Annotated in this window: 7 protein-coding genes and 1 pseudogene; 1 reads left to right on the top strand and 7 read right to left on the bottom strand. The window is 74.9% G+C overall.

Annotated features, from left to right (window positions below; genetic code table 11):
* The 7 genes and pseudogenes from MHY85_RS17795 to mfd form a co-directional block, all read right to left on the bottom strand.
* A pseudogene (locus MHY85_RS17795) lies at nucleotides 1–249 on the bottom strand (hypothetical protein); the annotation flags it as partial.
* Nucleotides 250–417: 168 nt separating this feature from the next.
* Nucleotides 418–1,698 carry a phosphopyruvate hydratase gene (eno, locus tag MHY85_RS17790; protein WP_239198917.1) on the bottom strand — a complete coding sequence of 427 codons (1,281 nt, stop codon included), beginning with the start codon at nucleotides 1,696–1,698 and terminating at the stop codon, nucleotides 418–420.
* A 98-nt stretch (nucleotides 1,699–1,796) separates the two neighbouring features.
* Nucleotides 1,797–3,185, bottom strand: a complete 1,389-nt coding sequence (gene pntB, locus MHY85_RS17785) for a Re/Si-specific NAD(P)(+) transhydrogenase subunit beta (RefSeq protein ID WP_239198914.1) — start codon at nucleotides 3,183–3,185, stop codon at nucleotides 1,797–1,799.
* Nucleotide 3,186: 1 nt separating this feature from the next.
* Nucleotides 3,187–4,746, bottom strand: a complete 1,560-nt coding sequence (locus MHY85_RS17780) for a Re/Si-specific NAD(P)(+) transhydrogenase subunit alpha (RefSeq protein ID WP_239198911.1) — start codon at nucleotides 4,744–4,746, stop codon at nucleotides 3,187–3,189.
* Between the two features lie 139 nt (nucleotides 4,747–4,885).
* The gene (locus MHY85_RS17775; protein WP_239198908.1) at nucleotides 4,886–5,557 is read right to left on the bottom strand and encodes a YabN family protein; all 672 of its coding nucleotides are present in this window, start codon (nucleotides 5,555–5,557) and stop codon (nucleotides 4,886–4,888) included.
* Nucleotides 5,554–6,108: a hypothetical protein gene (locus MHY85_RS17770; RefSeq protein WP_239198905.1), complete on the bottom strand. Its 555-nt coding sequence runs from the start codon at nucleotides 6,106–6,108 to the stop codon at nucleotides 5,554–5,556. Before MHY85_RS17770 ends, MHY85_RS17775 begins: the two co-directional genes overlap by 4 nt.
* A gap of 102 nt (nucleotides 6,109–6,210) precedes the next feature.
* Complete coding sequence (gene mfd / locus MHY85_RS17765) at nucleotides 6,211–9,876, bottom strand: transcription-repair coupling factor (protein ID WP_239198902.1); 3,666 nt, start codon at nucleotides 9,874–9,876, stop codon at nucleotides 6,211–6,213.
* 243 nt (nucleotides 9,877–10,119) lie between these two features.
* On the opposite strand from mfd, the gene MHY85_RS17760 reads away from it, so the two are divergent.
* A partial coding sequence (locus MHY85_RS17760) for an acyltransferase (protein ID WP_239198899.1) occupies nucleotides 10,120–11,852 on the top strand: 1,733 nt, incomplete at its 3' end.

Below are 11,852 nucleotides of genomic sequence, written 5' to 3'. Positions count from 1 at the left end.
GGTGCGCGGCGCCGGGGCCCCCGACCGGGTCGCCGGGGCGGAGGCCGACCGCGACGCGGCGGCGGGGCGGGTCGCCGGGGTGCCGCCCGAGCGGGACGCGGGTGCGGGCGACCGCGGGATGCTCGCGGTGCGGGGCGCCGCCTTCGTGGGCGCCGGCGTGCGGGGAGCGGTGCCCCGCCGGTCGCCGCCGCGGGTCGCGTCGTCGTCGGCGCCGGTGCGGGGCGCGGCGGGACGACGAGGGGCGGGCATGGTCCCGATTGTGCCCCGCACCGCGCCCGCGACCTCGCAGGCGACGCGGCCGTGTCCGCACGGTCACACGATCCGCACAAGCGCGGGCGGTGCCGGGGCGGGCCCGGACGCGCCGGAGGCCGGCGACCCCGTGCGGGGTCACCGGCCTCCGGTCGAGAGCCTGGGGGCTCAGGCCTTCCAGCGGGGGAAGGCCGACAGGCCGGCGTAGCGGCCGGCGTCGTCCAGCTCCTCCTCGATGCGGAGCAGCTGGTTGTACTTGTTGATGCGCTCGCCACGGGCCGGGGCGCCGGTCTTGATCTGGCCGGCGTTGGTCGCGACGGACAGGTCGGCGATCGTGACGTCCTCGGTCTCGCCGGAGCGGTGCGAGGTCATCGTGGTGAAGCCGTTGCGCTGCGCCAGGGTGACGGCGTCCAGCGTCTCGGTCAGGGTGCCGATCTGGTTCAGCTTGACCAGCAGCGAGTTCGCGGCCTTGAGCTCGATGCCCTTGGCCAGGCGCTCCGGGTTGGTGACGAACAGGTCGTCGCCGACGATCTGCACCTTGTCGCCGACCTTGCCGACGAGCTCGGACCAGGTGCCCCACTCGTCCTCGGACAGCGGGTCCTCGATGGACACCAGCGGGTAGTCCGACACGAGCTGCTCGTAGAACGCGATCATCTCGGCCGGCGCGAGGGCCTTGCCCTCGAACTGGTAGGCGCCGTCCTTGAAGAACTCGGTGGCGGCGACGTCGAGGGCCAGCGCGACGTCCTTGCCCGGCACGAAGCCGGCCTTCTCGATCGCGACGAGGATGAGGTCCAGGGCGGCGCGGTTCGACTCGAGGTTCGGCGCGAAGCCGCCCTCGTCGCCGAGACCGGTCGACAGGCCCTTGCTCTTCAGCACGGACTTCAGGGAGTGGTAGACCTCGGCGCCGGTGCGCAGGGCCTCGCGGAAGGTCGGCGCGCCGATCGGGGCGACCATGAACTCCTGGATGTCGACGTTGGAGTCGGCGTGCGACCCACCGTTGAGGATGTTCATCATCGGGACGGGCAGCACGTGGGCGTTCGGGCCGCCGACGTAGCGGAACAGCGGCAGGTCGGCCGAGTCGGCCGCGGCCTTCGCGACGGCGAGCGAGACGCCGAGGATCGCGTTGGCGCCGAGCTTGCCCTTGTTCGGGGTGCCGTCGAGCTCGATGAGGGCCTGGTCGACCAGGCGCTGCTCGGTGGCCTCGAAGCCGATGAGCTCCGGGGCGATCTCGTCGATGACCGCGTTGACCGCGTCCTCGACGCCCTTGCCCAGGTAGCGCGACTTGTCGCCGTCACGGCGCTCGACGGCCTCGAAGGCCCCGGTCGAGGCACCCGAGGGCACACCGGCCCGGGCGATGGTGCCGTCGTCGAGCGCGACCTCGACCTCGACAGTGGGGTTGCCGCGCGAGTCGAGGATCTCGCGGGCGCCGACGGCCTCGATGCTGGCCATGGTGCTCCTTCGTCAAACGGGTCGGTTTGCGACCTCAGCCTAGTGCGCGCCGTCCGGTGCGGCGGTGGGACCTTCGGCGACCGGACGGTGAACGCCTGTCAGAGCGCGGCGACGATGCGCTCGACCTGGTCCTTCGCGTCGCCGAACAGCATCGCCGTGTTCTCGCGGAAGAACAGCGGGTTCTGCACGCCGGCGTAGCCGGTGGCCATCGACCGCTTGAACACGACGACCTGCTTGGCCTTCCACACCTCGAGGACGGGCATGCCGGCGATCGGCGAGCCCGGGTCCTCCAGCGCGGCGGGGTTCACGGTGTCGTTGGCACCGATGACCAGGACGACGTCGGTCGAGGCCAGGTCGTCGTTGATCTCGTCCATCTCCAGGACGATGTCGTACGGCACCTTGGCCTCGGCGAGCAGCACGTTCATGTGCCCGGGCAGCCGCCCGGCGACGGGGTGCACGCCGAACCGGACCTCGACGCCCGCGGCGCGCAGCCGCGCGACCAGGTCGGCGACCGGGTACTGCGCCTTGGCGACCGCCATGCCGTAGCCCGGGGTGATGACGACGCTGGACGCGGACTTGAGCATCTCCGCGACCTCGGCCGCCTGGACCTCGCGGTGCTCCCCGACCTCGGACGAGCCCGACGAGACGACGGTCCCGCCCTCGGTGCCGAAGCCACCGAGGATGACGCTGACGAACGACCGGTTCATCGCGCGGCACATGATGTACGACAGGATCGCGCCGGAGGAGCCGACGAGGGCGCCGGTGACGATCAGCAGGTCGTTGTCCAGCATGAAGCCGGCGGCCGCCGCGGCCCACCCGGAGTACGAGTTGAGCATCGACACGACGACGGGCATGTCGCCGCCGCCGATCGCGGCCACGAGGTGCCAGCCGAGCGCGAGCGCGACGACGGTCATGAGCAGCAGCGGCACCAGCGACGGCGACGCCAGGAACCAGCCCAGAGCGCCGGCGGACGCGACCAGGGCGCCGAGGTTCAGCCAGTTGCGTCCCGGCAGCGTGAGCGGCGCGGACGACATCTTCGCCGACAGCTTGAGGTAGGCCACGATCGAGCCGGTGAACGTCACGGCGCCGATGAGCACGCCGAGGAACACCTCGACCAGGTGCACCGCGTCGGCGTGCGTCTCGGTCAGGTAGGAGTTGAACCCCACCAGCACGGCCGCGGCACCGACGAACGAGTGCAGCATCGCGATCATCTCGGGCATCTGCGTCATCTCGACGGAGCGGGCCCGCCAGGTGCCGACGGCGATGCCGATGATGAGCACCAGCGCGATGAGCAGCAGGGTGACGAGCGGGCTGCGCTCGGAGACGTCGACGCTGAGCAGGACGGTGGCGACCAGCGCGAGCGCCATGCCGACCATGCCGAGCAGGTTGCCGCGGCGGGCGGTCTCCTGCTTCGACAGCCCGGCGAGGCTGAGGACGAACAGGACGGCGGCGACGAGGTACACGCCCTGGGCTGCGGAGGTGAGCATCTCAGGCCTCCTCCTTCCGGAACATCCCGATCATCCGGTAGGCCACCAGGAAGCCACCGAAGATGTTGATGGCGGCGACCGCCGCCGCGGCGAACGCGAGCGCGGAGACGACCCAGCTGTCGCTGCCGATCTGCAGCAGCGCGCCGACCAGGATGATCCCGGAGATGGCGTTGGTCTGGGCCATCAGCGGCGTGTGCAGCGAGTGGCTGACGTTCGAGATGACGTAGTAGCCGACGAACACCGCGAGCACGAACACCGTGAAGTGCCCGGCGAACGCGGCGGGCGAGAACGTGATCGCCAGGGCGAGCAGCACGGCGCCGAGCGCGAGGCCGGTCATCTGCCGCTGCCCGCGGCGGCGGGCGACCTCGCGGGCGGTGCGGGCCTGCTCGGCCGGGTCGACCACGACCGCGGGGGCGGGCTCCGCCGCCGGCGCCGCGGACACCTGCACGGGCGGCGGCGGCCAGAGCACCTCCCCCGCCCGGGTCACGGCCATGCCGCGCTGCACCGGGTCGTCGAGGTCGAGGACCAGCGCCCCGTCCTTGCCCGGGGTGAGCAGGGTGAGCAGGTTGACGACGTTGGTGCCGAACAGCTGCGAGGTGTGCCGCGCCATCCGGCTGGTCAGGTCCGTGTAGCCGAGGATCGTCACGCCGTTCGCGGTGACCACCTTCTCCCCCGGCACGGTGAGCTCGCAGTTGCCGCCGCCGGACGCGGCCAGGTCGACGATCACCGAGCCGGGCCGCATGGCCGCGACCATCTCGGCGCTGATCGTGCGCGGCGCGGTGCCGCGGACCAGGGCCGTGGTGATGACGATGTCGGCCTTCGCCGTCTCCGCGGCGTACATCTCGGCGGTCAGCCGCTCCTGCTCGGCGGTGAGCGCGCGGGCGTAGCCGTCGGCGCTCACCTCCTGCTGGGCCGCGGCGGCCTGCACGAACGACGCGCCCATCGACTCGATCTGCTCGCCGACCTCGGGCCGCACGTCGTACGCGCGCACCTGGGCGCCGAGGCTGCCGGCGGCGCCGATCGCCGCGAGCCCCGCGACACCCGCGCCGATGACGAACACGGTGGCGGGCGGGGTCTTGCCCGCGGCCGTCACCTGGCCGGTGAACATGCCGCCGAACTCCTCGGCGGCCTCGATGACCGCGCGGTAGCCCGCGACGTTCGACATCGTGCTGAGCACGTCGAGCGCCTGGGCCCGGGACACGCGGGGCACGGCGTCGAGGGCCAGGGCGGTGACGCCGCGGGCGGCCAGCGCCTCGACCCGCTCGGGGTGCGCGGCGGGCGCCAGCATCGAGACCAGCGTCGCGCCCGGCGTCAGGGCCGCGACCTGGGCGTCGGCCGGGGCGTTCACCGTCGTCACCACGTCGCTCGCCCACACCTCGGCGGCGGCGCCGAGCGCGGCGCCCGCCTCGGCGTACGCGGCGTCGGGGAAGCTCGCGGCCTCGCCGGCGCCGTGCTCGACGACCACCTCGTAGCCCAGCTTCGCGAGCCGGCCCACGGTGGCGGGCGTGGCGGCCACGAGCCGCTCGCCCGGCCGGGCCTCCTTCGGGACGCCGATGCGCATCGACCCCTCCTCGTCCGGTGTCGCGGTGCGCCCGCCGTCGCCGGCAGGGGGCACCGGGCCGCGGGTGCACCCCGAGCCTCGCCCATCCTGGTGCCCGGGGCTCGCCGGGGGCCCGGACCTTCGGCCCGGCGCGCCGTGGTCAGCCGCGCTCCGCCGCCCGCAGGTCCCGCTCCCAGGCCGCGGTCGCCCGCCGGAGCTCGCCCTCGGCGTCGAGCCCGGCGGCGCGGGCCTCCTGGACGAGCGCGAGCAGCCGGGCGCCGAGGTCGGCCGCGCCGATGCCGGTCGCCCCCGGTGCGGGCGCGGCCTCCGCCAGCCCGGAGCGCTCCGCCCGCGCGGCGATCTTCTGCGCCCGGGCGAGCGCGCCCATCGCGAGCGGCACGCCGTCGAGCACCGACTCGCGCTGCTTCTCCTCGCGCTTGATGGCGTCCCACTGCCGGTTCACGCCGTCGGCGTCCGCCACCCGGGCGTCGCCGAACACGTGCGGGTGCCGCCGGACCAGCTTCGCGACCAGGTCGGCCGCGACGTCGTCGACGTCGAACGGCTCGGCCGGGTCCTCCTGGGCGATCCGCGCGTGGAACACCACCTGCAGCAGCAGGTCGCCGAGCTCCTCGCGCAGGTGCCCCCGGTCCCCGCCCTCGACCGCCTCCGCGACCTCGTAGGCCTCCTCGAGCACGTACGGCACCAGCGACGCGTGGGTCTGCTCGGCGTCCCACGGGCACCCGCCCGGGGACCGCAGCCGGTCCATCACCGCGACGAGCCGCCGCAGCGGGTCCGCGACGGCGGTGGGATCGGCGGGGTCGGCCCTTCTCACGGCGCGGTGGTCGCCGCGGTGCCGTCGGCGGAGACGATCCAGGGGTAGGTCGTGGTGCCGATGGTGCCCAGCTCGTCCGCGCTGCCGAACCGCGGGTTGACCGTGAAGTCGATCGACCCGAGGTCCTCCTGCAGGGAGGCGAGCAGCGTGTCCGCGTCGTCTGCGCCCTGCATCGCCTGGATCTCGAGCAGGTACCGCATGACGGTCACCGACGTCGGGGAGAACTCCTGGCCGGCCTCGCCGCCCGCGGCCGCGACCTGCTGGTCGAGGGCGTCCGCCGCCTGCTCGTCGGAGACGGCCACGCCCGCGTCGGCGGCCGCCGCCGCGACCGTCGGCTCCTGGACGAGCACGCCGAGGATCGCGGAGGACGTGACGCCCTGCAGCACGGGGCCGAGCTCTCGGGTCGCCGTCTCGACGTCGGAGGTCGGGATCGACCGGCCGTCGACCACCGCCGCCGCGCCGGGCCGCCCGCCGCCGCACGCGGCCAGCACGCCCGCCACCGCCAGCACCCCGACGGCGGACACCGTCCGCCGGACCGTCTTCCGCGTCACCGCACACCTGGCCTCTCGTCGCTCTCCGTCGCCCGACCCGGCCCATCGTAGGGGCCGGTCCTGGGCGCGGGGCCAGGACCGGCCCCGACGCGGGGGCCGGGCTCAGCGCGCCGCCGTGCCCACCCCCGCCGCCGCGGACACGTCGCCGAGCACGACCGCGTCGATCAGCTGCCGCGCCCAGGACATGATCGCCTCGCCGTGCAGCGGCTTGCCGCCGATCCGCGCGGTCGTCGGGAACGGCACCAGCACGGTGCGCAGCGCGGGCTTGAGCACCGAGCCGGGGTACAGCCGCTTGAGCCGCAGCTGCGCCGACTCGGGCAGGTCGACCGGCGCGAACCGCACGAACTTGCCCTGCGCGGTGATGTCGGTGAGCCCGGCCGTGCGGGCGTGCAGCCGGAACCGGGCGACCGCGAACAGGTTGGTCACGGCCTCGGGGATCGGGCCGTACCGGTCGACGAGCTCGGCGGAGATCTCCTCGAGCGTCGTCTCGTCCGCCGCGGCGGCGAGCTTGCGGTACGCCTCCAGGCGCAGCCGCTCGTGCGCGATGTAGTCGTGCGGGATGTGCGCGTCGACGGGCAGCTCGACGGTGACGTCCGGCAGCTCCTCGGGCTGGTCGCCGCGGTAGGACGCGACCGCCTCGCCGACCATGCGGATGTACAGGTCGAAGCCCACGCCTTCGATGTGCCCGGACTGCTCGCCGCCGAGCATGTTGCCGGCGCCGCGGATCTCCAGGTCCTTCATCGCGACCGCCATGCCCGCGCCGAGGTCGGTGTTCGCGGCGATCGTCTGCAGCCGGTCGTGGGCCGTCTCGGTGAGCGGCTTCTCCGGCGGGTACAGGAAGTACGCGTACGCCCGCTCGCGGCCTCGGCCGACGCGCCCGCGCAGCTGGTGCAGCTGGGACAGGCCGAGCCGGTCGGCACGCTCCAGGATCAGCGTGTTCGCGTTGGAGATGTCCAGGCCGGTCTCGACGATCGTCGTGCACACCAGGACGTCGAACCGCTTCTCCCAGAAGTCGACGATCACCTGCTCCAGCTGGTGCTCGTTCATCTTGCCGTGGGCGACCGCGATCCGGGCCTCGGGCACGAGCTCGTTGAGCCGGGCCGCGGTGCGCTCGATCGACTCGACCTTGTTGTGCACGTAGAACACCTGGCCCTCGCGCAGCAGCTCGCGGCGGATGGCGGCGGAGATCTGCTTCTCCTCCCAGGCGCCGACGAAGGTCAGCACCGGGTGCCGCTCCTCCGGCGGGGTCGCCAGGGTGGACATCTCCCGAATGCCGGTCACCGCCATCTCGAGCGTGCGCGGGATCGGGGTCGCCGACATCGCGAGCACGTCGACGTTGGTGCGCAGCGCCTTGAGCGTCTCCTTGTGCTCGACGCCGAACCGCTGCTCCTCGTCGATGATGACCAGGCCGAGGTCCTTGAACCGCACCTCGCCCGTGATGAGCCGGTGGGTGCCGATGACGACGTCGACGCTGCCGTCGCGCAGGCCGTCGACCACGGCCTCGGACTCGGCCTTGGTGTTGAACCGCGACAGCGCCTTCACGGTCACCGGGAACCCGGCGTAGCGCTCGGTGAACGTGTCCAGGTGCTGCTGCACGAGCAGGGTGGTCGGCACGAGGACGGCGACCTGCTTGCCGTCCTGCACCGCCTTGAACGCCGCGCGCACCGCGATCTCGGTCTTGCCGTAGCCGACGTCGCCGCAGACCAGCCGGTCCATGGGGATCGGCTTCTCCATGTCCCGCTTGACCTCGTCGATCGTCGCCAGCTGGTCGGGCGTCTCGACGTAGGCGAACGCGTCCTCCAGCTCGCGCTGCCACGGGGTGTCCGGGCCGAACGCGTGGCCGCTGGTGGCCATCCGGGCGGAGTACAGCCGGATGAGCTCGCCGGCGATCTCCTTGACCGCCTTGCGGGCCCGGCCCTTGGTCTTGGCCCAGTCGGAGCCGCCCATCTTGTTCAGGCTGGGCGCCTCGCCGCCGACGTACTTGGTCACCTGGTCGAGCTGGTCGGTCGGCACGAACAGCCGGTCGCCCGGCTGGCCGCGCTTGGACGACGCGTACTCGATGACCATGTACTCGCGGGTCGCGGCGGCGGCGCCCGACCCGACGGTCCGGGAGATCAGCTCCACGAACCGGCCGACGCCGTGCTGCTCGTGCACCACGAAGTCGCCCGGGCGCAGCTGCAGCGGGTCGACCACGTTGCGGCGCCGGCTGGGCATCTTGCGCATGTCGCGGGTCGACGCGCCGGGGCGGCCGGTGAGGTCGGACTCGGAGAACACCGCGAGCCGCAGGTCCTCCGAGACGAAGCCCGGGCCGACCTGCGCGGGCATCACGAGGACGACGCCGCCCTCGAGCTCACCCTCGAGCGCCGGGACCAGGCGGGCGGGCACGTCGGCGGCGCGCAGCTGCTCGGCCATGCGCTGCGCGGGCCCGTGACCCTCGGTGGCGAGCAGGAGGCGCCAGCCGTCCTGCTGCAGCCGGCGCACGTCGGCGACCGCCCGGTCGACCTCCCCGCGGTACCGCTCGACGTCCCGGGCCGCGACCACGACGGTCTCGACGCCGTCCTCGGTGCGGCGGACGTCGTCGGCGGCCACGGTGCCGTCCGCCGCGTCGACGGCGTCCGCGTCGAGCGTGAACGGGCTCAGCGTCCACCAGCCGAGGCCGCGCACGGCCGCGAGCGCCCGCACCTCGGCGAACGACGCGAACGAGGCGGCGGACAGGTCGAGCGGCGTCGCGGCGCCGGCGGCGGCGGAGGTCCACGCGGCCTGCAGGAACTCCTCGGTCGTGGCGACGAGGTCGTGCGCGCGCCGGCGCACCCGCTCGGGGTCGGCGAGGACGAGCAGGGCGTCGTCGGGCACCAGGTCGAGCACCGGGACCATGTCGCCCACGAGCGCCGGGGCCAGGGACTCCATGCCCTCGACGGCGATGCCCTGGGCGAGCTTGTCGAGCATGTCGACCGCGCCGGGCAGCCGCTCGACCAGGGACGCCGCGCGCTCGCGCACCTCCTCGGTCAGCAGGATCTCCCGGCACGGCGGCGCCCACAGGCCGTGGCTCGCGACCTCGAGGCTGCGCTGGTCGGCGACGGAGAACCAGCGGATCTCCTCGACGTCCTCGCCCCAGAACTCGATGCGCAGCGGGTGGTCCTCGGTCGGCGGGAACACGTCGAGGATGCCGCCGCGCACCGCGAACTCGCCGCGTCGTTCGACCATGTCGACCCGGCTGTAGGCGGCGGCGACCAGCCGCTCGGCGACGTCGGACAGGTCGGCCCGCTGGCCCACGTCCAGGGAGACGGGCTCCAACTCGCCGAGCCCGGCCACGACGGGCTGGAGCAGCGCGCGCACGGGCATGACGAGGACGCGGATCGGCCCGGCGTGGCCGGGCTCGGGGTCCGGGTGCGCGAGCCGGCGGAACACGGCCAGCCGGCGGGCGACGGTGTCGCTGCGGGGCGAGAGCCGCTCGTGCGGCAGCGTCTCCCAGGACGGGAGCACGGCCACGTCGTCGTCCGGCAGGTAGCAGCGCAGGGCGGCGGCCGTCTCGTCCGCGTCGCGGCCGGTGGCGGTGACGACGACCAGCGGGCGGCCGGGGCGCTTCCCGGCGGAGGCGGCTCCGTCGGCGGGGGCGCCGCCGCGGGCACCGGCCAGCGCGGCCAGCAGGGGCGGGCGGATGCCCGCGGGCCCGACGACGTCGACCTCGCCGCGGGACGGGACGAGGGAGACGGCGCGCGCGACGGCGGGGTCGGTGAGGAGGACGGGCAGCAGTCCGGCGACGTTCATGGGTTCCTTCCGGGGTGCCGGCGGCGGGGCGCGGTCAGCACGAGAACCCCGGATCCAGCGGATCCGGGGTCGTAGGCGTCCACTGTACGAGCGACCACCGACACACTCACCCGGACGGTCGCACCCCCCTTGACACGATCTGCACCGTTTGTCCTAATTTGCACCGCAACGACAGGCCTGCCGCGGGGCTCCCGCGCAGCCGCGACCAGCCCCGGCCGACGACTGCCACCCCGGGAGGGCGAAGTGACGGGTACCGCGCCCAGCGGCGACCGCCTGCCCGTGCTGTGGAGCCTCAACGGCCTGCGGGCCGCCGGCGCGCTGCTGGTGATGCTCTACCACGTGAACTCCTGGAACCTGCAGGTGCTGCGCGGTTCCAGCGCGTTCTACACCGGCGTCGGGCTGTTCTTCGTGCTCTCGGGATTCGTGCTCACCTGGACCGCGCAGCCCGGCACCACGCTCGGGGCGTTCTACACCCGCCGGCTCGCCCGGATCCTGCCGAACCACCTCACCGCGCTCGCGATCGGGCTCGCGGTGACCGTGCTGGTCGTCGGGAGCCGGGTCGACCCCGGCACGCTGCTGTCCGGCGCGCTGCTCGTCCAGGCCTGGTCGCCCGACCGCGACGTCGTGTTCGCCGTCAACGGCGTCGCCTGGTCGCTGTCCTGCGAGATCGCCTTCTACGCCGCGTTCCCGGCGCTGCTCTGGGCGCTGCGCCGGATGACCGCGCGCACGCGCGTCGTCGTCGCCGGGGCCGCGCTCGCCGCCCCGGTCGCCGTCGCGCTGGCCTGGCCGACGCTCATCCCGGTGCTGTTCCACCTGCCGCCCGCCCGGCTGCCGGAGTTCCTGCTCGGCATGGTGGCGGCGCTGGCCGTGCGCGAGGGCTGGCGGCCGCGGGTGCCGGCCGGGGTGCTGCTCGCCGTGCTCGCCGCCTGCGTCCTCGGCGCGGCCGCGGTGGACGTGCACCCGACCGCGCTGACCGCCGTGCTCGCGGCCGTCTTCGCCCCGCTCGCCGCGGGGTGCGCCTGGGGGGACATCGACGGGCGGAACCGGTGGGCGCTGCACCCGGCGGTGAAGCTCGGCGGGGCGCTGTCGTTCTCCTTCTACCTGCTGCACGAGCTGGTCATCAAGGTCGTCGTCGCGACGCCCGTGCGCGGGCCCGCGGCGATCGGGCTGGTGCTGGTCGCGTCCGCCGCGCTGGCGTTCCTGCTCTGGCGGGGCGTCGAGCTCCCCGCCCGCGCGCGGATCCTCGCGACGCTGCCGGCACCCGCGCCGCGGCTCGGCGCCGCCCCGCCGCCGCACGCGCCGGGCGGCCGGCGGGCGCGGCACAGCCGGCCGTGGGACGTGGCGTGGTCGTTCCCGCTCGAGTCGGCGGGGGTGCCGGCGGCGGGCGCGGGCACCGCGGCGCCGGCCGGCGCGGGGACCGCAGCGCCGGCTGGCGTGGGCACCGCAGCGGCGGCTGGCGTGGGCGCCGCAGCGCCGGCGGGCGTGGACGTCGGCACCGCAGCGCCGGCGGGCGTGGCCACCGCGGCGTCGGCTGGCGTGGCCACCGCAGCGCCGGCGGGCGTGGCCACCGCGGCGTCGGCTGGCGTGGGCACCGCAGCGCCGGCGGGCGTGGCCACCGCGGCGTCGGCTGGCGTGGGCACCGCAGCGCCGGCGGGCGTGGACGTGGGCGTCGCCACCCCAGCGTCGGTCGCCGTCGACACCGCGGCGCCGGCGGGCCGGGGCGCCGCAGCGTCGGCCGCCGCGGGCACCGTTCCCCTCGCACTCGGCCCCGCCCCGGTGCACGCCGTGATCGGGCCCGGACCGGCCGCCGCCGCGGGCGGCACCTCCGCGGCCGGCACGATGGGGACCGCCGCTCTCGTCGCAGCCGCCGCCGTGGCGACGTCGGGCCGCGCGGCGCCGGAGCACCCGGGCCCGCGGCCGGAGGACGTCTGGGCGCCCCGCGCGACCCCCGGTTCCGCCCCCGCGCCCCGCGGCGC

The sequence above is a fragment of the Cellulomonas sp. ACRRI genome (assembly GCF_022346185.1).
In the GTDB taxonomy this organism is placed as follows: Bacteria; Actinomycetota; Actinomycetes; order Actinomycetales; family Cellulomonadaceae; genus Cellulomonas.
Note: the sequence above shows the minus strand (reverse complement) of the source record. Positions and strands in the feature narration are given on the sequence as shown.

What these genes read in the sequence shown, in the direction of transcription:
- eno (WP_239198917.1), bottom strand. Translation starts at nt 1,698, where the DNA reads ATGGCCAGCATCGAGGCCGTCGGCGCCCGCGAGATCCTCGACTCGCGC.
- pntB (WP_239198914.1), bottom strand. Translation starts at nt 3,185, where the DNA reads ATGCTCACCTCCGCAGCCCAGGGCGTGTACCTCGTCGCCGCCGTCCTG.
- MHY85_RS17780 (WP_239198911.1), bottom strand. Translation starts at nt 4,746, where the DNA reads ATGCGCATCGGCGTCCCGAAGGAGGCCCGGCCGGGCGAGCGGCTCGTG.
- mfd (WP_239198902.1), bottom strand. Translation starts at nt 9,876, where the DNA reads ATGAACGTCGCCGGACTGCTGCCCGTCCTCCTCACCGACCCCGCCGTC.